This is a genomic window from Mycolicibacterium madagascariense (genome assembly GCF_010729665.1).
GTDB classification, from domain to species: Bacteria; Actinomycetota; Actinomycetes; order Mycobacteriales; family Mycobacteriaceae; genus Mycobacterium; species Mycobacterium madagascariense.
The window spans coordinates 2128207-2148132 of record NZ_AP022610.1 but is presented as its reverse complement, the minus strand read 5'-3'; the positions used below and the strand labels follow the sequence as shown (position 1 = coordinate 2148132).

Annotated in this window: 18 protein-coding genes and 1 pseudogene; 6 read left to right on the top strand and 13 right to left on the bottom strand. The window is 70.3% G+C overall.

The annotated features are described in order from the left end of the window. Positions 1-35 precede the first annotated feature (35 nt). Entirely contained in the window at positions 36-992 is a 957-nt protein-coding gene (locus tag G6N60_RS10155; RefSeq protein ID WP_163736102.1) for an electron transfer flavoprotein subunit alpha/FixB family protein, read from the bottom strand. A gap of 52 nt (positions 993-1044) precedes the next feature. Continuing rightward, positions 1045-1839, bottom strand: coding sequence for an electron transfer flavoprotein subunit beta/FixA family protein (locus G6N60_RS10150; RefSeq protein ID WP_163736098.1), 795 nt, complete (start codon positions 1837-1839; stop codon positions 1045-1047). Between the two features lie 207 nt (positions 1840-2046). Here G6N60_RS10150 and G6N60_RS10145 point away from each other — a divergent pair, with 207 nt between their 5' ends. The 3 genes from G6N60_RS10145 to G6N60_RS10135 are packed head-to-tail and all read left to right on the top strand — an operon-like array spanning position 2047 to position 5656. Further along, complete coding sequence (locus tag G6N60_RS10145; protein ID WP_163736095.1) at positions 2047-2844, top strand: class I SAM-dependent methyltransferase; 798 nt, start codon at positions 2047-2049, stop codon at positions 2842-2844. Continuing rightward, complete coding sequence (locus G6N60_RS10140; protein WP_163736092.1) at positions 2841-4412, top strand: 1,4-alpha-glucan branching protein domain-containing protein; 1572 nt, start codon at positions 2841-2843, stop codon at positions 4410-4412. Before G6N60_RS10145 ends, G6N60_RS10140 begins: the two co-directional genes overlap by 4 nt. Beyond that, a complete protein-coding gene (locus tag G6N60_RS10135) occupies positions 4409-5656 on the top strand; it encodes a glycosyltransferase family 4 protein (protein ID WP_163736088.1) in 1248 nt (415 codons plus the stop codon). The genes G6N60_RS10140 and G6N60_RS10135 overlap by 4 nt, the downstream gene beginning before the upstream one ends. Here the strand turns inward: G6N60_RS10135 and G6N60_RS10130 are convergent. Continuing rightward, the gene (locus G6N60_RS10130; RefSeq protein ID WP_163736085.1) at positions 5653-6390 is read right to left on the bottom strand and encodes an acyltransferase; all 738 of its coding nucleotides are present in this window, start codon (positions 6388-6390) and stop codon (positions 5653-5655) included. The two genes, G6N60_RS10135 and G6N60_RS10130, sit on opposite strands and share 4 nt — an antisense overlap. Positions 6391-6478: 88 nt before the next feature. On the opposite strand from G6N60_RS10130, the gene G6N60_RS10125 reads away from it, so the two are divergent. Further along, complete coding sequence (locus G6N60_RS10125; RefSeq protein ID WP_246240538.1) at positions 6479-7780, top strand: BamB-related PQQ repeat family beta-propellar protein; 1302 nt, start codon at positions 6479-6481, stop codon at positions 7778-7780. A 4-nt stretch (positions 7781-7784) separates the two neighbouring features. On the opposite strand, the gene G6N60_RS10120 is transcribed toward G6N60_RS10125, so the two are convergent. The 8 genes and pseudogenes from G6N60_RS10120 to G6N60_RS28130 form a co-directional block, all read right to left on the bottom strand. Continuing rightward, on the bottom strand, positions 7785-8513 hold the full coding sequence (locus G6N60_RS10120) for an esterase (RefSeq protein ID WP_163736081.1): 729 nt from the start codon (positions 8511-8513) through the stop codon (positions 7785-7787). Positions 8514-8573: 60 nt separating this feature from the next. After that, the gene (locus G6N60_RS10115) at positions 8574-9743 is read right to left on the bottom strand and encodes a class I SAM-dependent methyltransferase (protein ID WP_163736078.1); all 1170 of its coding nucleotides are present in this window, start codon (positions 9741-9743) and stop codon (positions 8574-8576) included. A 3-nt stretch (positions 9744-9746) separates the two neighbouring features. Next, positions 9747-10736: a class I SAM-dependent methyltransferase gene (locus tag G6N60_RS10110; protein ID WP_163736077.1), complete on the bottom strand. Its 990-nt coding sequence runs from the start codon at positions 10734-10736 to the stop codon at positions 9747-9749. A 74-nt stretch (positions 10737-10810) separates the two neighbouring features. Beyond that, positions 10811-11452 carry an enoyl-CoA hydratase gene (locus G6N60_RS10105; protein WP_163736073.1) on the bottom strand — a complete coding sequence of 214 codons (642 nt, stop codon included), beginning with the start codon at positions 11450-11452 and terminating at the stop codon, positions 10811-10813. Continuing rightward, a pseudogene (locus G6N60_RS10100) lies at positions 11449-12244 on the bottom strand (NUDIX hydrolase). The gene G6N60_RS10105 and the pseudogene G6N60_RS10100 overlap by 4 nt, the downstream one beginning before the upstream one ends. Before the next feature lie 41 nt (positions 12245-12285). After that, positions 12286-13140 carry an ABC transporter ATP-binding protein gene (locus G6N60_RS10095; RefSeq protein ID WP_163736070.1) on the bottom strand — a complete coding sequence of 285 codons (855 nt, stop codon included), beginning with the start codon at positions 13138-13140 and terminating at the stop codon, positions 12286-12288. Further along, positions 13086-13775, bottom strand: a complete 690-nt coding sequence (gene yczE, locus G6N60_RS10090) for a membrane protein YczE (RefSeq protein WP_163736065.1) — start codon at positions 13773-13775, stop codon at positions 13086-13088. Before yczE ends, G6N60_RS10095 begins: the two co-directional genes overlap by 55 nt. After that, positions 13772-13936 carry a hypothetical protein gene (locus G6N60_RS28130; protein ID WP_170312554.1) on the bottom strand — a complete coding sequence of 55 codons (165 nt, stop codon included), beginning with the start codon at positions 13934-13936 and terminating at the stop codon, positions 13772-13774. Before G6N60_RS28130 ends, yczE begins: the two co-directional genes overlap by 4 nt. Before the next feature lie 62 nt (positions 13937-13998). Here G6N60_RS28130 and yczR point away from each other — a divergent pair, with 62 nt between their 5' ends. Continuing rightward, positions 13999-15453: a MocR-like transcription factor YczR gene (gene yczR, locus G6N60_RS10085; protein ID WP_163736062.1), complete on the top strand. Its 1455-nt coding sequence runs from the start codon at positions 13999-14001 to the stop codon at positions 15451-15453. Between the two features lie 89 nt (positions 15454-15542). Here the strand turns inward: yczR and serB are convergent, their stop codons facing one another. After that, the gene (serB, locus tag G6N60_RS10080; RefSeq protein WP_163736058.1) at positions 15543-16778 is read right to left on the bottom strand and encodes a phosphoserine phosphatase SerB; all 1236 of its coding nucleotides are present in this window, start codon (positions 16776-16778) and stop codon (positions 15543-15545) included. 23 nt (positions 16779-16801) lie between these two features. Then, a complete protein-coding gene (gene ctaD / locus G6N60_RS10075; RefSeq protein ID WP_163743753.1) occupies positions 16802-18544 on the bottom strand; it encodes an aa3-type cytochrome oxidase subunit I in 1743 nt (580 codons plus the stop codon). A gap of 177 nt (positions 18545-18721) precedes the next feature. On the opposite strand from ctaD, the gene G6N60_RS10070 reads away from it, so the two are divergent. After that, positions 18722-19801, top strand: a complete 1080-nt coding sequence (locus tag G6N60_RS10070) for an iron-siderophore ABC transporter substrate-binding protein (protein WP_163743751.1) — start codon at positions 18722-18724, stop codon at positions 19799-19801. Positions 19802-19926 lie beyond the last annotated feature (125 nt).

Below are 19926 nucleotides of genomic sequence, written 5' to 3'. Positions count from 1 at the left end.
ACCACGTGCGCCGGGGTCCTTCGTCGAACGGACGATCAGCCCTTGCGGGTCTTGACCGCGTCGGTGAGCTGAGGGGCCACCTTGAACAGATCGCCGACGATGCCGTAGTCGGCGATCTCGAAGATCGGTGCTTCCTCGTCCTTGTTGACCGCGACGATCGTCTTCGAGGTCTGCATGCCCGCGCGGTGCTGAATGGCACCGGAGATGCCGAGTGCGAGGTACAGCTGCGGGGAGACGGTCTTGCCCGTCTGACCGACCTGGAACTGGCCCTCGTAGAACCCGGAGTCCACCGCTGCGCGCGACGCACCGACCGCTGCACCGAAGGCGTCGGCCAGATCCTCGACGATGCCGAAGTTCTCCTTGCTGCCGACCCCGCGGCCACCCGCGACGACGATCTTCGCCTCGGTCAGCTCGGGGCGCGCGCTCTTCTGCGCGGGCTGACGCGACGTGATCTTCGTGGCGTTCTCACCGGGTGCGGGCACCTCGACGGTCACGACTTCGCCTGCGCCGTCGGACGGCTCGGCCTCGACCGCACCGGGGCGCAGCGCGATCGCCGGGGCGTCACCCTCCGCCTTGGCCTCGGTCGTGTAGGCGCCACCGAAGATCGAGTGGATGCCGATGGGGCCCTCCTTGACGCCGATGACGTCGATGAGGACACCGGACCCGGTCTCTGCGGCGACGCGGCCGGCGATCTCCTTGCCCTCGGCGCTGGCGACCGTGATGACGGCCACCGGGGACACCGACTCGACGAGTGCGTTCAGCACGTCGACCTTGGGCGTCACCAGGTACTGCTCCACGACGTCGGACTCCGCGACGTAGATCTTCGCGGCGCCGGCGGCCTTCAACCCGTCGATGAGTTTCTCGGCGGTGCCGGGGGCACCGATCACCACTGCGGACGGCTCGCCGAGGGCGCGCGCTGCGGTGATGAGCTCGGCGGTGACGTTCTTCAACTTGCCTTCAGCGTGCTCGGCGAGCACGAGTACTTCGGTCATGACCTCTTGTCGCTCTCTTGAATTCGTTGATGGGGGGAGAAATCGAGACCGGTCAGAGCAGCTTCTGCGCGACCAGGTAGTCGGCGATCTGCTGACCGCCCTCACCCTCGTCGGTGACCTTCTCGCCGGCCGTCTTCGGCGGCTTCGGCGCGGCGGACACGACGACGGACGCGGCGTTCGGGCCACCCACCTCGTCGCTCTCGACGCCGATGCCGGCGAGCGTCAACGTCTCCACCGGCTTCTTCTTGGCCGCCATGATGCCCTTGAACGAGGGGAACCTGGCGTCCTCCACGATCTTCTCGCTGATGCTGACGATCGCGGGCAGCGTGGCCTCCAGTCCGAAGACGCCGTCGTCGGTCTCGCGCTCGCCGGTGATCTTGCCGTCGGCGATGTCGATGCTGCGCATCGTCGTCAGCTGCGGCAGGCCGAGGAACTGGGCCAGGATGGCCGGGACCGCGCCGCCGACGCCGTCACTGGTCTCGTTGCCGGCGATGACCACGCCGACGTCCTCGATCTGGCCGAGCGCGCGGGCCAGGGCCCACGACGTCTGAACCATGTCCGACCCCTTGAGGCCGTCGTCGACCAGGTGGTAGGCCGAGTCCGCGCCCATGGACAGCGCGCGGCGGATCGCCGTCTCCGCCGACGGGGGGCCCGCGGTCAGCACGACCACGTTGTAGTCGGCGTCCGCGTGCTTCTCCTTGAGTTGCAGCGCGACTTCGACGGCCTTCTCGTTGATCTCGTCCAGCACCGGATCGCTGCCCGCGCGATCCAGCGTCCAGTCGCCATCGTTGAGATGGCGGTCCTCGTAATCAGGAACCTGTTTGATCAGGACCACGATGTTCGTCATGAGTGTGGTTCGTCCTCCTCGATGAGGCCTCTGCCGGCCTGCCCATATCACGATTCATGCAAGTGCCTCAATGTTACTAGGCAGTAACCTTGGGCGGTACCAGGAACACCATAGCTGGTGTTATCTAACCTTCTGCCCTCGCCGTCGGTCTCTCAATCAATCGCGGACGAGTGACAATGGCCATAGCTGGGTTAGCCTGCGTTGGCAATGAGCACATCTTCTCACTCCGAGCCCTCCGACGCCGCCCTCGCGAACGCCGACGCGCTCCCCCTGACCGGGGAACGCACCGTTCCCGGCCTGCCCGAGGAGAACTACTGGTTCCGCCGCCACGAGGTGGTCTACCAGCGGCTCGTCGACCATTGCGTGGGTCGCGACGTGCTCGAGGCAGGCTCAGGCGAGGGGTACGGCGCCGACCTCATCGCCGACGTGGCGCGACGCGTCATCGGCGTCGACTACGACGAGAGCGCCGTCGCCCACGTCAGAGCGCGCTACCCCCGGGTCGACATGCGCCAGGGCAACCTGACCGACCTGCCCCTCGACGACGGCTCCGTCGACGTCGTCGTCAACTTCCAAGTGATCGAACACCTCTGGGACCAAGGCCGGTTCGTCGCCGAGTGCGCGCGCGTCCTGCGGCCGTCCGGGACGTTGCTGATGTCGACGCCCAACCGCATCACCTTCTCTCCCGGCCGCGACACCCCGCTCAACCCCTTCCACACCCGCGAGCTCGACGCGACCGAACTCACCGACCTGCTCACCGCCGCGGGCTTCGAGGTTCGGGCGATGCTCGGCGTGCACCACGGCGCGGGTCTGCGAGCGCTGGACGCCCGGCACGGCGGCTCGATCATCGACGCGCAGATCACCAGGGCGCTGGCGGGCGCGCCCTGGCCCACCGCGCTGCTCGCCGACGTGGAGTCGGTGACGACCGACGACTTCGACCTGCTCGACGCCGGTGCGCGCCCGATCGACGACAGCCTGGATCTGGTGGCCATCGCGGTGCGACCGTGACGACGCCGACGGGTCGCGACGCGGTGCCCGGGCTGTTCTCCCTGGTGCTGCACACCCACCTGCCCTGGCTCGCGCACCACGGCCGGTGGCCGGTCGGCGAGGAATGGCTCTACCAGTCCTGGGCCGCGGCCTACCTGCCGTTGGTCGCGCTGCTGCGCAGGTTGTCGGAGGAGGGGCGCGGCCACCTGCTCACCCTCGGCATGACCCCGGTGGTCAGCGCCCAGCTCGACGACCCGTACTGCCTCGACGGCATGCACCACTGGCTGGCGAACTGGCAGCTGCGCGGTCGGGAGGCCGCCGCACGGCGCGGGGTCCAGGGGTCGGGCTATGCGGCTCCAGAGGCGTTGCGCGCCTTCGGCATTCGCGAGCACCGTGAAGCCGGTCAGGCGCTCGCCGACTTCGAGGTCACCTGGCGGCACGGCGGCAGCCCCCTGCTGCGCGAGCTGATCGACGGCGAGACCATCGAACTGCTCGGCGGTCCCCTCGCCCATCCCTTCCAACCGCTGCTGCACCCGCGACTGCGCGAATTCGCCCTCACCGAGGGCCTCGCCGACGCCGGTCAACGGTTCGGGCGCATCCCCGGCGGCATCTGGGCACCGGAGTGCGCGTACTCACCGGGACTCGAAAGCGGTTACGCCGCAGCGGGTGTCACGCACTTCATGGTCGACGGCCCCTCCCTGCACGGTGACACCGCGCTGGGCCGCCCCGTCGGCGAGTCCGACGTCATCGCCTTCGGCCGCGACCTGAAGGTGAGCTACCGGGTCTGGTCGCCGAAGTCGGGGTATCCCGGACATTCCGCGTACCGCGACTTCCACACCTACGACCACCTCACCGGGCTCAAGCCGGCCCGCGTGACGGGCCGCGCCGTGCCGTCACAGGACAAGGCGCCGTATGAGCCCGACCGCGCCGACCGCGCGATCGACGTCCACGTCGCCGACTTCGTCGACACCGTGCGCCGCAGGCTGACCTCGGAGTCCGAGCGGATCGGCAGGCCCGCGCACGTCGTCGCGGCGTTCGACACCGAGCTGTTCGGTCACTGGTGGCACGAAGGTCCGACGTGGCTGGAACGGGTGCTGCGCGCGCTGCCCGAGGCGGGCATCCGCGTCGGCACCCTCTCCGACGCGGTCGCCAACGGCTACGTCGGCTCCCCCGTCGACCTACCGCCCGGCTCGTGGGGTTCCGGCAAGGACTGGCAGGTGTGGTCCGGCGCCCAGGTGGCCGACCTGGTGGCGCTCAACGCCGAGGTGGTCGACACCGCCCTCGCCACCGTCGACAAGGCCCTGACGCAGCACGCCGCGGTGGGGACGCCGACGCCGCGCGACGCCGTCGCCGACCAGATCCTGCGCGAGGCGCTGCTCACGGTGTCCAGTGACTGGCCGTTCATGGTCAGCAAGGACACCGCGGCCGAGTACGCCCGCTACCGCGCCCACGTCCACGCCCACGCGACCCGGGAGATCGCCGGCGCCCTGTCGGCGGGCCGCCGCGAGCACGCCGAACGCCTGGCGGCCGGGTGGAACCGCGCCGACGGACTGTTCGGCGCACTCGACGCCAGGCGGCTCCCCCGGTGAAGGTCCTCCTGGTGTCGTGGGAGTACCCGCCGGTGGTGATCGGCGGGCTCGGGAGGCACGTTCATCACCTCGCCACCGCGCTCGCCGACGCCGGACACGACGTGGTGGTGTTGAGTCGTCGGCCCACCGACACCGATCCGAGCACCCACCCGACCGGTGACGAGATGAGCGAGGGCGTGCGGGTGGTCGCCGCCGCGCAGGACCCCCACGAATTCGCCTTCGCCACCGACATGATGGCGTGGACGCTGGCCATGGGTCACTCCATGGTGCGCGCGGGGTTGGGACTCAGGAACCGGCGCACCGGCAAGCCGTGGCGACCCGACGTCGTGCACGCCCACGACTGGCTGGTCGCGCACCCCTCGATCGCGCTCGCCGAACACTTCGACGTACCGCTGGTGTCCACCATCCATGCGACGGAGGCGGGCAGACACTCGGGCTGGGTGACGGGCACGATCAGCCGTCAGGTGCACGCGGTGGAGTCGTGGCTGGTGCGCGAATCCGACTCCCTCATCACGTGTTCGGCGTCGATGGGCGAGGAGATCACCGAGCTGTTCGGTCCGGGGCTCGCGGAGTCGCGGGTGATCCGCAACGGCATCGACTCCGCCCTGTGGCCGTACGCCCGGCGCACCCAGCGCGGTGGCCCGCCGCGGCTGCTGTACCTCGGTCGCCTGGAGTACGAGAAGGGGGTGCACGACGCGATCGCGGCGCTGCCGCGCATCCGGCGCGCCCACCCCGGCACCACCCTCGTCATCGCCGGTGACGGCACCCAGGAGGACTGGCTCGTCGAGCAGGCGCGAAAGCACAAGGTGCGCAAGGCCGTCGACTTCGTCGGTCGCGTCGACCACACCCACCTGGTGGCCCTCCTGCACGAGTGCGACGCCGCGGTCCTGCCGAGCCACTACGAACCGTTCGGCATCGTCGCGCTCGAAGCCGCCGCGACCGGCGCCCCGCTCGTCACGTCCACCGTCGGCGGGCTCGGCGAGGCCGTCATCGACGGCGTGACGGGAATGTCGTTCCCGCCCAGGGACGTCGGCGCACTCGCGGCCGCCGTCATCGCCGTGCTCGACGATCCGGCCGCCGCGCAACGACGTGCCACCGCCGCCCGCAGGCGCCTCACGTCGGACTTCGATTGGCACACCGTGGCGGCCGAGACCGCCCAGGTGTACCTCGCCGCCAAGCGCCGCGAACGCGAACCGCAGGCGCGCCGGACGATCGTCGAGCACGCCCTGCCCGATCGCGGCTAGCGGGACGCCTTCTTGCGCTCGATGTCGGCGAGCGCCGCGGCGAGTTCGGCGCGCTGGGCGGCCGACGTCTCCCATGCCAGCTTGCGGTTCTTGACCACCTTCGCGGGCGCGCCGACGGCGATCGAGTAGTCGGGAATCTCGCCCTTGACGACCGCGTGGCTGCCCAGCACGCAGCCGCGGCCGACCGAGGTGCCGCGCAACACCGTCACCTTGGTGGCGACCCAGGTGTCCGGGCCGATCCGCACCGGGCCCTTGACGATGCCCTGGTCCTTGATGGGCAGCTCGATGCTGTCCATCCGGTGGTCGAAGTCGCACACGTAGCACCAGTCGGCCATCAGCACCGAGTCACCCAGTTCGATGTCCAGGTAGGTGTTGATGACGTTGTCGCGGCCGAGCACCACCTTGTCGCCGATGCGCAGCGACCCCTCGTGGCAGCGGATGGTGTTCTTGTCGCCGATGTGCACCCAGCGCCCGATCTCCATGATCGACAGCTCGGGCGTCGCCTGGATCTCCACGCCCTTGCCGAGGAACACCATGCCGCGGGTGATGATGTGCGGGTTCGCGAGCTTGAACTTCAGCAACCGGAAGTACCGCACCAGATACCACGGCGTGTACGCCTTGTTGGCGAGCACCCACCGCAGCGACGCCATCGTTAGGAACCTGGCCTGCCTCGGGTCCCGCAACCGCGAGCCCCGCCACCGCCGGTGGATCGGCGCGCCCCACATCGTGGTCATGGCGGCACAGCCTACTTGAGCGCGGGGGCCGACTCTCCCGGGTCGCTGCGGGCCGGACCCGAGGGGCGCGGGCTAGTCTCGGGACTCGATGCCAGCTCTAGCGATGACCGGGCGCCGCGTGTCGGCGCTGGCGGTGGCGGTCGTGACCGCGGTGATCCTGACCGCGTGCGGCAACACCGATTCCTGGGTTCAGGCCCACCCGTCGGACGGCTGGTCGGCCCAGTACGCGGACGCCGCCAACAGCAGCTACGCCCACGTCGACGGTGCCCGCGCCCTGCGGCTGGACTGGATCCGGTCGGTGAAGGGCGAACTCGGCGCCCAGGTGGCGCTAGGGTCCGGTGACTACCTCGCCGCCAACGCCCAGACCGACTCCGGTTGCTCGCTGATGGTGTGGGAGAACGACGATCGGGGTCGGCAGCGCTGGTGCACCAGGATGTGGCCGGGCGGCGCGCTGTCCGGACCGCTCTTCGACGGGTTCGACAATCTCTACGTCGGGCAGCCCGGGGCCATCCTGTCCTTCCCCCCGACGCAGTGGATCCGATGGCGCAACCCCGTGATCGGCCTGCCGATGACGCCGCGCCTGCTGTCGGCCGGCGAACTGCTGGTGATCACCCACCTCGGTCAGGTGCTCGTCTACGACGCCCACAGTGGCGACGTCGACGGGACCGCGCTGGACCTCGTCGAGGGCGTCGATCCCACCGATTCCCAGCGCGGGCTCGCCGACTGCCCGCAGGGCAGACCGCGCTGTCCCGTCGCCGCCGCCCCGGCCTTCTCGGCCGCCACCGGCATCGTGACGACGACGCTCTGGCCACCCGACGCCGAGGCCCCCGAGGTCGTCGGACTGCGCTACCACCCCGGCCAGACGCCGCTGCTGTCCAAGGACTGGACCAGCACGGCCGTCGGCGGCGGGCCGCTCGGCAGCCCCGTCCTCTCCGCGGACGGCACGACGGTCTACCTCACCGGCCGCGACGGCAGGCTGTGGGCGCTCGGCACCGACGACGGCAAGCCCAAGTGGTCGGTGCCCACCCCGTTCGCAGCGCAGACGCCGCCCTCGGTGTCCCCCGACGGACTGATCGTGACCGGGGGCGGACCCGGCGCCAAGCTGATGGCCGTGAAGGATCGGGGGGACCATGCCGACGTCGTGTGGACCCGGTCGGACGTCGAACCGCTGTCGACGTCGAGCCGCGCGGGCACGACCGTCGCCTACACCGTGACGCGCTCCGGAGACGGCATGTCGCTGTTGGTGTTCGACGCCGCCGACGGGCACACGCTGAACGACTATCCGCTGTCCGGGGCGACGGGCTACCCCGTCGGGGTGTCCATCGGGCACGACCGGCGCGTGGTGGTCGCCACCAGTGACGGCCGGGTCTACGGCTTCGCGCCGGCCTGACCGGTCAGGCGATCATCGCGTCGAGCGGTGCGCGCGGTATCGAGATCTGCAGTGCCCCAACCGCTTCGGGCAGGATGTCGCCCTGGCTGAAGAAGAAGGTCAGCGAGTCGTTGGTGAGGGCGAAGTTCTGGTACTTCGTCGGGTCGAGCCCGTCGCCGGGTGAGATCGTCGCCGGCTGACCGAGCTGCTTGTCGACCTCGGACTGCACCAGCGGGAGGATGACGGGGAACGGCGCGGTGCCCGGCCGGAACAACGTGTCGATCGTGATGGGCCTGCGCTGGTCGAGGTCCCACGTGAAGGACTTGTAGAACGTCGTCGGGTGAGCGCCGCCGACCCCCTGGTAGGTCTTGAGGACCACGCTCTGGGTCCCCTTCGGCGGCACCCCCGAGGAGAACTCGGTCTCGGTGGTCTCGAGTTCGTAGGGCATGGTCCGCGAATCCGGCGTCTTGGCGACGTTGAGGAACCCGTCGCGGGTCTGCTTGACGTAGTCGAAGAGGGGCTGCGGGTCGGGGTAGGCCACCGGGTAGCTGATGCTCAACGAATAGCCCGGATCCGTGGCCTGGATCTGACAGATCTGGTTGGCGTCGACAACCCCGCCGAGGTCGCTGCACTTGGGGGCCGGAGGTGGCGGGGGCGGCGGGGGCACCGTCGGCGCGGCTGCGGCGGTGCCGACACCCGACCAACCGAGCACGACCACCGCCGCGGCGGTCATCGCCAGCGTGGATATGCGCATTCGAACGACCTCCGCCAGTGGTGCGGCACCGGCGCCGCCGACGCCACCCTACCCGCGGCTTCAGCGCGACGGTCTGCACACGTAGGCCACCGCACGGCTCGCACTGCCTGCGCCGATCCTGGTGATGACCACCGCAAGGCGCTGTGATCCCCGCAGGCGCAACCGCGGCCGCAGCGCGTCGGGATCGACCCCGACACCCCGGACGAGGATCTCCACGGCGCCGACGTCGCGGGCCGCGAGCTCCCGCCGCAGGGCCCGTTCGGTGAACCCCAGTTCGGCGATGACCTCGAAACCGCGCACGCCGGGCGGCAGCCCGTCACCGGACAGGTAGGCGATCGCGGGATCGAGCTGCCAGAGCCCGTGCCTGGCGCCGTAGTGGCGGACCAGGCCCGCCCGCACGACGGCGCCGTCGGGGTCCACGATCCAGCGGCCCGCGGGGGCGACGGGGCAATCGTCGGGATCGGCGTCGGTGAGCTGCTCGGCCCCGTCCAGGATGGTGGCCCGGCGCGAGACGCCCGGCGTGGCCAACCCGGCCGACCACAGGCACGACTCGCGGACTCCGCCGCCCAGCGACGTCACCTCGATCTCGCCGTCGAAGCCCAGCCCGCGGACCCGATCGAAGTCGATTCCCGGAGCGCACTTCACGACGAGGTCCCGACCCGCGTACACCTCGAGCAGGGCGTCGAGGGCCGGCGTGTAGTCGCGCGGATCGAACCGTCGGCGCCCGCCGCTGCGCCGCGCGGGGTCGGCGACCACGACGGTGTCCCTGGTGACGGGGTGCAGCGCGTCGGCGCGACACAGCAGCACGTCGGACCCGGACAGGTTGTGCCGGGCCATCGCGAGGCGCACCTCGTCGACGTCACTGCCGACGACCCGCTCGGCGCGCCCGGCCAGCGCGACGAGTTCGGTTCCCACCGAACAGGTCACGTCGTGCACCGCCCGCCCCGTCAGACGCTCGGCCCGGTGCACGGCCACGGCGGCGGCGGTGGCCTGCTCGACGGCCTCCTCGGTGAACAGCCAGCGCGAGGCGTCGGGCAGTTTGACGGCGGCTCGGCGCCGCAGCATCACCGTCTCGACGAGCAACGGCGTCCGGTCACCGAAACGCGAACGCGCAGAAGCGATGTCGGCAACCCGACTGTCGACGGACAACCGGAGTTGGGCGACCTCGGCGAGCGCGCGGTCGGCCTCCCCGCCGCCGAGGTACGCGACGTCCCCGACCGTGAAGCGCACCGCTCAGGACGGTTTGACGCCGGTCACCATGACGTTGTAGAACCAGCCCTTGGGCACGACGCGACGCAGCACGTTGGCGTCGACCCAGCTGAGCGACGTCCAGCTCTTGAACGCGAACTTCGCCCAGCCCCAACCCAATCGGCCGGGAGGCACCGAGGCCTCGAAGGTCCGGATGGGCCAGCCGAGCATGGCGGCGGTGAACTCCTCGCTCGCGGTCGCGACGTCCACGGCGCCGGCGGCGACCGCCATCCGCTCCAGATCGCCCGGCTCGAACGTGTGGAGGTCGACCACGGCCTCCAGGGCGGCCGCGCGGGAGGACTCGTCGAGTTCCTCCTGCGGGCGGCGCCAGTCCTGCAGGCCGGGCAGCTTGGTCACGTTGGTGGCCACCCGCCAGGTCAGCGTCGAGAGAGTGCGGGCGTACACGTTGCCCTTGGTGGTGGGCTCGCCGGCGAACACGAAGCGGCCGCCCGGCTTGAGCACGCGCAGCACCTCGCGCAGCGACAGCTCGACGTCGGGGATGTGGTGCAGCACGGCGTGCCCGACCACGAGGTCGAACGTGTCGTCGTCATACGGGATGCCCTCGGCATCGGCGACGCGGCCGTCGACGTCGAGTCCGAGGCCCTGGCCATTGCGCACGGCCACCTTGACCATGCCCGGTGACAGGTCGGTCACCGCACCGCGGCGGGCGACGCCGGCCTGAATGAGGTTCAGCAGGAAGAAGCCCGTGCCGCAGCCCAGCTCGAGGGCCCGGTCGTAGGGCAGCTCGCGCTGGATGCGGTCGGGCACGATGGCGTCGAAGCGTCCCCGCGCGTAGTCGATGCAGCGCTGGTCATAGGAGATCGACCACTTGTCGTCGTAGGTCTCGGCCTCCCAGTCGTGGTAGAGCACCTGCGCCAGCTTGGAGTCGTGGCGCGCCGCCTCGACCTGCTCGGCGGTGGCGTGCGGGTTGGGGACGGGAGCCGTCTCGGCGGGGTCGCGGTCGGTGGTCGTCATGAATCTCTGCTCCTCGAGTTCGCTACCCGGCAGCCTAACGGGCGCGCGGGCGGGCCCGGCCTCCCCCGGAGCCCTCAGGGACGAAACGCCGCCTTCGCGGCGGCCAGCGCCTCGGCGGGCACGTCGACGAAGCGCCGTCCCCACGCCACCGCCGCGTCGTAGACGTGGTCGGGAGCGACCAGTTCGTCGACCAGCCCCAGCTGCAACGCCTCCTGGGCACCGGCGAACCGCCCGCTGAACGCCAGCTCCCTGGCCCTGCTGTCCCCGATGGCGCGGGCCAGCCGCTCCGCGTCGGCCTCCGACGGCGCCATGCCCTCCAGGATCTGCGTCGCGCCCCACTTGACGTTGTCCCCGCCGAGACGCCAGTCCGCCGCCAGCGCGAGCGTGACGCCGCTGCCGAGGGCGTAGCCGGTGACGGCCGCGACCGTGGGCTTGGGGATGGCGGCGACGGCGTCCACCGCGCGCTGCCGGACCCGGGCGGCGGCGGCCGCCTCGTCGGCGTCCATGGTCCGCCATTCGGGCACGTCGTCGCCGGCGGAGAAGATCTCGTGCCCGCCGAAGACGATGACGGCCGCGGCGTCACTGCGACGGCCGAGGTCGTCGGCCACCGACGCGATCTCGCGGTACATCTGCCGGGTCATCGTGTTGGTCGGCGGGCGCGACAGCAACAGGGTGCCGATGCCGTCGGCGACGTGCGCGCTGACGAACTCGGTCACCCGCCCTGACCCTTGCCCTCCGGCGCGCGATGGTTGCGGGCCGCGTTGTAGCGCTCGCTGTTGAAGAACTCGATCTCCCAATTGCCTTCGCCGGTGGTCAGATTCGGCTCGACGGTGACGATCCGACGCTCCAGCGCGAGCACCTCGTCCACCGTGCGCCCGGTGAGGGAGTCCAGCTGGGTCCACGTCGGCGGCAACAGGAACGAACGGCCCTCGGCGAAGTCGTCCAGACCCGCCTGCGGGGTGCTCCAGAACGCCCGGTCGGACTCGGTGTTCTCACCGTCGGCCCGCTGCCCCTGCGGCAGCGCCGCGACGAAGAAGTAGGTGTCGTAGCGGCGGGTGCGCTCCTCCTTCGGGGTGACCCAGTTGGCCCACGGCCGCAACAGGTCCGCGCGCAGCACCAGCTTCTCGGTGCGCAGGAAGTCGGCGAAGGACAGCGAGTTGTTGGCCAGCGCCGCACGCGCCTCGCCGTAGACCGTGGCGTCGGCGACGATCCGGTCGGGGTCGCCGGCGGGCCCGGCGAACAGCACTCCCGATTCCTCGAACGTCTCGCGCGCAGCCGCACACACCAGCGCCTCGGCGAGGTCGGTCGGCGAGGTCGGTGTCGACGCCCAGTCGCTGCGCCCACCAGGACGGCTCGGGACCGAACCACGCGATGTCGGCGTTGCGGTCGCGCTCGTCGACGCCGCCGCCGGGAAAGACCATCACCCCGGCCACGAAGTCCATCGCGGAGTGCCTGCGCATGAGGAAGATCTCGAGACCCGCACCAGAACCGTTGTTGCGCAACAGCATCACCGTCGCGGCGGGTCTCGGGACGAGCGGGTCGGGTGTGCTCACTTGGCTCTCCTATGTGCTGCGCGGGTGCGGGTCCGTCGCGCGAAGTACCGCCCGTCGATCACGTCCAGCGCGATCGACTGGCCGAAGGCCTTCGACAGGTTGTCCGACGTCAGGACGTCGCTCAGCAGGCCGGAGGCGACGACGGTGCCCTCCGACAGGATCAGGCCGTGGCTGAACCCCGGCGGAATCTCCTCCACGTGATGGGTGACCAGGACGGTGGCCGGTGCGTCGGGATCGGCGGCCAGGTCGGCCAGCCGGGACACCAGCTCCTCGCGGCCACCGAGGTCCAGTCCGGCGGCGGGTTCGTCGAGCAGCAGCAGCTCGGGGTCGGTCATCAGCGACCGGGCGATCAGCACTCGTTTGCGTTCACCCTCCGACAGCGTGCCGTAGGTGCGGTCCGCAAGGTGTTCTGCGCCAAGGCTTTCCAGCATGTCGACGGCCTGCTCGTAGTCGACGTCCTCGTAGCGTTCGCGCCACCGGCCCAGCACGGCGTAGCCGGCGGACACCACCAGGTCGCGCACCACCTCGTCGTCGGGCACGCGCTGCGACAGAGCCGACGAGCTCAGCCCGACCCGTGCGCGCAGTTCGGACATGTCGGTCCTGCCGAGCCGCTCGCCGAGGACGTACGCCGTCCCCGACGACGGGTGCTCCATGGCCGCGGCGATGCGCAGCAGAGACGTCTTGCCTGCGCCGTTGGGTCCGATGACCACCCAGCGCTCGTCGAGTTCGACGGCCCACGTGACGGGTCCGACGAGGGTCTTGCCACCGCGACGCAGCGTGACTCTGGCGAAGTCGATCAGGAGGTCTGGGTCGACGGGGTCGTCTCGGTCGTCGGAGCGGGCGGGCGGCACTCGCCCATCGTAGTCAGGCGGGGTTCGGTGAACGCCCACCCGCTCACGGCGAGCCACCGCACCGGCGTCACGCTCAGAATCAGCTGCACCAGCGGACCGATGCCGAACGCGTAGAGCACCGTGCCCACCCCGACGCTGCCACCCAGCAGCCACCCCGCGGCCAGCACGGTCGCCTCGATCGACGTACGCACCAGGCGCACCGAGCGTCCGGTCCTGGCCACCAGTCCGGTCATCAGGCCGTCGCGCGGACCGGGGCCGAGGCCGGCGCCGATGTACAGCACGGAGCTGAAGGCGTTGAGGACGACGGCGCCGACCATCATGGCGATGCGGACGGGCAGGGCGGTCGGCGCGGGCAGGACGGCGAGCGCCGCGTCCACGGTGACGGCGATGACGACGACGTTGGCGACCGTGCCGACGCCCGGCCGGTTGCGCAGCGGGATCCAGGCCAGCAGCACCGCCACGCCCACCACGGCCGTCGTGACGCCGAACGTCAGGCCCGTGCGGGCCGCGAGGCCCTGGTGGAACACGTCCCACGGGTCCAGCCCGAGGCCGGCGCGCACCATGACGGCCATCGACAGTCCGTAGCCGGTGAGCCCGATCAACAGTGCCGCCCCGCGTCGAATGGTGCGCGTCATGCGTGGTCCGGGAAACGGGCGCGGATGGCGTCGAGCTCGCTGCGAACCCGGCGGGAGTCCGAGTCCTCCGCGACGAAGTCGCCAATGCGGGGTGAAATGCGGTAGACCCGCCCCAGCTCCCGTGCCCTGCGGGTCATCCTCGAGGTCCAGTTCCGTGCCATGCGCTGATCCTGAGCCAAGACTGGCCTTGCCATCAATAGCCAGTTGCGGCAAAGTGGCCTCGATGAGTGTCGAACTGGGTGGACGACGGCTCGACGTGGACCTGCTCTCGCGCGAACTGGGCAACTGGCGGACCACCAGTGGCAGCGGACCGGCCTACCACGGGCTGTCCGATGGACTGCGCATGCTGATCGTCGACGGCCGCCTGCCCGTCGGCGCTCAACTGCCCAGCGAACGCGCGCTGGCCGACGCGCTGCGCGTCTCGCGCACCACCGTCACCGCCGCCTACACCCAGCTGCGCGAGGACGGCTACCTGAACGGTCGCCGGGGCGCCCGCAGCACGACCGCCCTGCCGATCGACGGTGCGCACGCCGGGGCCACGTTCACCGGGACGGCGGGAGCCAATCTCGCCGCAGCCACCCTCGCCGCGCCCGCGACCGCCGTCGCACGGGCCTTCGCCGAGGCCGCCGCCCGAGTCACGCCCTACCTCGACGACATCGGCATCGAGCTCGTCGGGGTCGCTCCCCTGCGCGAGGCGATCGCCGAGAGATATTGCGCCCGTGGGCTTCCCACCGATCCCGACGAGGTCATGGTGACCACCGGCGCGCTGCACGCGATCGGGCTGATCCTGGCCACCTACACCCAACCCGGCGACCGCGTCCTGGTGGAGCAGCCCACCTATCACGGCGCCCTGGCGACGATGGCCAGCCGAGGACTGCGGCCCGTCCCGGTCGCCATGACCCGCGACGGCTGGGAACTGGACGCCGTCGAGGCCGCCGTTCGCCAACTGTCGCCGAATCTGGCCTACCTCATCCCCGACAACCACAACCCGACGGGGATGACGCTGCCGTCCGACGGCCGGCGACGGCTTGCACGGATCATCGCCGAGACCCGCACGCGCACCATCGTCGACGAGACCATCACCGACATCTGGCTCGACGAGGAGGTGCCCCCGCCGCTCGCCGCGTCGATGACCTCCCGACGCGATCTGGTGCTGACCGTCGGCTCGATGTCGAAGTCGTGCTGGGGTGGGCTGCGCATCGGCTGGATTCGCGCCGAGCGGAGCGCCCTGACGACCATCGGCGCCATGCGGCCCTCCCTCGACATGGGCACCCCCATCATCGAACAGCTCGCTGCCGCAACGCTTCTCGCCCAGGCCGACGAGCTGATGCCCGAGCGCCGCGAGACCCTGCTGGCGCGACGGGCGCTGCTGCTGGCCCTGCTCGACGAGCACCTGCCGGACTGGCGGCCCGACCCCAGCAGAGGCGGCATGTCCCTATGGGTACGGCTGCCCGCCCCCATGAGCACGGCGCTCTCGGCGGCGGCCTCGCGGATGGGACTCGAGATTCCGCCGGGTCCGCGCTTCGGCGTGGACGGCACGCTCGAACGGTTCATCCGCGTGCCCTACACCCTGCCCAACGAGCAGCTGACCGAGGCCATCGCCCTGCTGGCGCGGGCGTGGCGCAGCGTCACCGGCGCCGGCGCGACGGCACCGGACGTCGGCGCCGTGGTCGTCTAACCCCGGCGAGCAGACGCAAACATGCGCCGGCACACGGCGTGTCGCGCACGTTTGCGGCTGCTCGCGGGAGGGGGCTAGGCGGGGAGAAACTAGGCGTCGGGGATGTCGACGCGGCGCAGCGTCCCGTCGACCGCGTCGGCGGCCTCGATCTCGCCGCGCGTCACCCCGAGGATGAACAGCACGGTGTCGAGATACGGGTGGTTCAGCGACGCGTCGGCCACCTCGCGCAGCGCGGGCTTGGCGTTGAACGCGACACCCAGACCGGCGGCGGCGAGCATGTCGATGTCATTGGCGCCGTCGCCCACCGCGACGGTCTGCTCCATCGGAACACCGGCCTGTTGCGCAAAGTCCCTGAGCGCCTTGGCCTTTCCCGGCCGGTCGACGACGTTGCCGACCACGCGGCCGGTGAGGACGCCGTCGACGATCTCCAGCTCGTTGGCGGCGACGAAGTCCATCATCAGCTCGTGCGCCAGCGGTTCGATGACCTGCCGGAAGCCGCCGGAGACGATGCCGCAGTGGAACCCGAGGCGGCGCAACGTGCGGATGGTGGTCCGCGCGCCAGGGGTCAGCTCGATCTGGTCGGCCACCTCGTCGAGCACCTCGGCGGGCAGGCCCGCGAGCGTGGCGACCCGACGGTGCAGCGACTCGGCGAAGTCGAGCTCACCGCGCATCGCGGCCTCCGTCACCTCCGCGACCGCGGCGAGCGCACCGGCCCGCTCGGCCAGCATCTCGATGACCTCACCCTGGATGAGCGTCGAGTCGACGTCGAACACGATGAGCCGCTTGGCCCGTCGCGACAGGCTGTAGTCCTCGAGCGCGATGTCGACGCCCTCGGCGACCGCCACCCGCGCCAGCGCCGTCTGCAGCTGGCCGTAGGCCCCGCCGGGTGGCACCGAGACGCGTAGCTCCAACCCCGTGACGGGATAGTCCGAGACGCCGCGGATGAAGTCGATGTTGACCCCCAGCGCCGCGACCTCCCTGGCGACCACGCCGAACGCCTTCGCGGTGATCGGCCGCCCGAGCACCACGATCGAATGGGTCGACGGTTCGCGGAGCACCGCGATGTCGTCACTGCGTTCGATCGTGACGTCCAGGCCCACACCGCGAATGGCCTCGGTCACCTCGTCGCGCAGCGCCGCGCCCCCGGCGACGTCGTCGGGTCCGACCACCAGCACGCCGAGCGTGAGGCGGCCGCGAATGACGACCTGTTCGACGTTCAGCAGATCGACCTTGTGCCGCGACAGCACCTCGAAGAGCGCCGACGTCACACCTGGCTGATCGACTCCGGTGACGGTGATGAGCACCGACACCCTCGACGTGTCCACCCTGAGAATCGCCTACCGCTCGCTCAGGTACGGACCTTGGACTCGTTCTCGGTGACGTCGCCACCCGAGGGGTGCGGTCCGCCGCCGATGTGGGCCTCTTCGCGCATGCGCTCCACCATGTGCGGGTAGTGCAGCTCAAATGCCGGTCGCTCCGAACGGATTCGGGGCAGCTCGGTGAAGTTGTGCCGCGGCGGCGGGCAGGACGTCGCCCACTCCAGGGAGTTGCCGTAGCCCCACGGGTCGTCGACCATCACCGGCTCGCCGTAGCGCCAGCTCTTGAACACGTTCCACACGAACGGGATCGTCGAGATGCCGAGGATGAATGCGCCGATCGTCGAGATCACGTTCAGCGTGGTGAAGCCATCGCTGGGCAGGTAGTCCGCGTAGCGGCGGGGCATGCCCTCGTCGCCCAGCCAGTGCTGCACCAGGAATGTGGTGTGGAAGCCGATGAACGTCAGCCAGAAGTGCAGCTTGCCCATCCGCTCGTCGAGCAGCCGGCCCGTCATCTTGGGGAACCAGAAGTAGATGCCGGCGTACGTGGCGAACACGATGGTGCCAAACAGCACGTAGTGGAAGTGCGCGACGACGAAGTAGGAGTCGGTGACGTGGAAGTCCAGCGGCGGGCTGGCCAGCAGGACGCCGGACAGGCCACCGAGCAGGAACGTCACCAGGAAGCCCACCGAGAACAGCATGGGCGTCTCGAAGGTCAACTGCCCCTTCCACATCGTGCCGATCCAGTTGAAGAACTTGATGCCCGTCGGAACGGCGATCAGGAACGTCATGAAGGAGAAGAACGGCAGCAGCACCGCGCCGGTGGCGTACATGTGGTGCGCCCACACCGCGACCGACAGGGCGGCGATCGACAGCGTCGCGTAGATCAGCGTCGTGTAGCCGAACACCGGCTTGCGGCTGAACACCGGGAAGATCTCGGTCACGATGCCGAAGAACGGCAACGCGATGATGTACACCTCGGGGTGCCCGAAGAACCAGAACAGGTGCTGCCAGAGCAGCACGCCGCCGTTGGCGGGGTCGTAGATGTGCGCGCCGAGGTGGCGGTCGGCGGCCAGGCCGAACAGCGCCGCGGTCAGCAGCGGGAAGGCGAGCAGCACCAGGATCGACGTCACCAGGATGTTCCAGGTGAAGATCGGCATCCGGAACATCGTCATGCCGGGGGCGCGCATGCACACCACGGTCGTGATCATGTTGACGCCACCGAGGATGGTGCCGAGACCACCGACGGCCAGACCCATGATCCACAGGTCACCACCGGCGCCCGGGGAGTGGATGGCGTCGGTCAGCGGCGAGTACGCCGTCCAGCCGAAGTCCGCCGCACCGCCGGGGGTGATGAACCCGGCGATCGCGATGAGCGCGCCGAAGAGGAACAGCCAGAACGAGAACGCGTTCAGTCGCGGGAACGCCACGTCGGGCGCGCCGATCTGCAGCGGGAGCACCAGGTTGGCGAAGCCGAACACGATGGGCGTCGCGTAGAACAGCAGCATGACCGTGCCGTGCATGGTGAACAGCTGGTTGTACTGCTCGTTGCTCAGGAACTGCAGGCCCGGCAACGCGAGCTCGGTGCGCATGAACAGCGCCATGAGTCCGCCGACGAAGAAGAAGATGAAGCAGGCGACGCAGTACATGATGCCGATCAGCTTGTGATCGGTCGTGGTCACCAGCTTGTAGATGAGATTGCCCTTGGGACCCAACCGCGCCGGGAACGGACGGCGTGCCTCGAGTTCTCCGATTGGGGGCGCTTCGGCTACCAACAGGTCCTCCATAGATTCGACGGGACAGTCCCGCAGGCTCGACCTGAATCCTATCCTCCGCCGAGCCGTGAGGCGCCATGGGTCCTACAAACCGTCGTAATTGGTAATAACTCCCCAGCCGACGTCACCTGACCTGGCGTTGGTACGGTCGGCGGCGTGTCGGCAGCCAGAGCGCGGATGGGTGCGATCGCCGCCGGCGTGGCGATCGTGACGGCACTCGTCATCACGCTGGTCAGCGGGTGCGGTGACGACGGCGGGAGTGCCCCGGCGAACCCCGACGCGGCGTCGGCGGTGGTGACCAGCACCACGGCGATCGCGGGCGCCGGCGTCCTCGGCAACGACCGTCGACCCGACGACTCCTGCGCGCCCAACCCGGCCCCGGTCGACGACGGGCCGCCGACGCGCGAGGTACGCCACGCGGCAGGCACCACCGAGGTGCCCGCCGATCCGCAGCGCATCGTGGTGCTGTCCGGCGACCAGCTCGACGCGCTGTGCGCGCTGGGGCTGCAGTCGCGCATCGTCGCCGCCGCACTGGCCGACGGGTCGTCGAGCCAACCCTCCTACCTCGGTTCGGTCATCCACGCCGTGCCGCCGGCGGGCACCCGCTCCACCCCCGACGTCGGCGCGATCAAGGCCGCCAACCCCGACCTCATCCTCGGTTCCGAGGCGCTCACGCCGGAGGCCTACGGCGAGCTGTCGGGCATCGCGCCGACGGTGTTCACCGGTCCGCCGGGGCCGGGCTGGCAGGACACGCTGCGCACCGTCGGCGCGGCGACGGGCCGCAACGACGCCGCCACCGCGCTGCTCGCCGGTTTCCAGCAGGCCGCCGCCAAGACCGGTGCCGACGACGACGCGACCCACTATCAGGTGTCGGTGGTGCAGCTGACCCAGAACACCCTGCGGGTCTACGGCACCGACGACTTCCCCGCCAGCGTGCTCAGCGCGATCGGCGCCGACCGGCCCATCGCGCAGCGGTTCAAGGACAAGCCCTACCAGGAGATCAGCACGTCGCAGGTGACCAAGTCGACGGACTTCTCGGCGGCCGACGGCGACATCGTCTACCTGACGTTCGACTCCCCCGCGGCCAAGGAACGCGCCGACGCCGTGCTGGAGAGTGACGCGTGGCGAAAGTTGTCTGCCACCAAGGACAATCGCGTCTTCATCGTCAACGACGAGGTGTGGCAGACCGGCCAGGGCCTCGTCGCCGCCCGCGGCATGCTCGCCGATCTACGCTTCGTCAACGCGCCCATCAACTGAGCCGGCCGCGACTCTCCGGCGGTCTCCGGGAGTGGGTACGCAGTCGGGGGCGTCATCATGTGATGACGATCGTCAACGAATGATGACGCCTGCGCACGGGATAGTGCCACCAGACCCGGCCGTAC

What these genes read in the sequence shown, in the direction of transcription:
- G6N60_RS10155 (WP_163736102.1), bottom strand. Translation starts at nt 992, where the DNA reads ATGACCGAAGTACTCGTGCTCGCCGAGCACGCTGAAGGCAAGTTGAAG.
- G6N60_RS10150 (WP_163736098.1), bottom strand. Translation starts at nt 1,839, where the DNA reads ATGACGAACATCGTGGTCCTGATCAAACAGGTTCCTGATTACGAGGAC.
- G6N60_RS10145 (WP_163736095.1), top strand. Translation starts at nt 2,047, where the DNA reads ATGAGCACATCTTCTCACTCCGAGCCCTCCGACGCCGCCCTCGCGAAC.
- G6N60_RS10130 (WP_163736085.1), bottom strand. Translation starts at nt 6,390, where the DNA reads ATGACCACGATGTGGGGCGCGCCGATCCACCGGCGGTGGCGGGGCTCG.
- G6N60_RS10125 (WP_246240538.1), top strand. Translation starts at nt 6,479, where the DNA reads ATGCCAGCTCTAGCGATGACCGGGCGCCGCGTGTCGGCGCTGGCGGTG.
- G6N60_RS10120 (WP_163736081.1), bottom strand. Translation starts at nt 8,513, where the DNA reads ATGCGCATATCCACGCTGGCGATGACCGCCGCGGCGGTGGTCGTGCTC.
- G6N60_RS10110 (WP_163736077.1), bottom strand. Translation starts at nt 10,736, where the DNA reads ATGACGACCACCGACCGCGACCCCGCCGAGACGGCTCCCGTCCCCAAC.
- yczE (WP_163736065.1), bottom strand. Translation starts at nt 13,775, where the DNA reads ATGACGCGCACCATTCGACGCGGGGCGGCACTGTTGATCGGGCTCACC.
- G6N60_RS28130 (WP_170312554.1), bottom strand. Translation starts at nt 13,936, where the DNA reads ATGGCACGGAACTGGACCTCGAGGATGACCCGCAGGGCACGGGAGCTG.
- yczR (WP_163736062.1), top strand. Translation starts at nt 13,999, where the DNA reads ATGAGTGTCGAACTGGGTGGACGACGGCTCGACGTGGACCTGCTCTCG.
- G6N60_RS10070 (WP_163743751.1), top strand. Translation starts at nt 18,722, where the DNA reads ATGGGTGCGATCGCCGCCGGCGTGGCGATCGTGACGGCACTCGTCATC.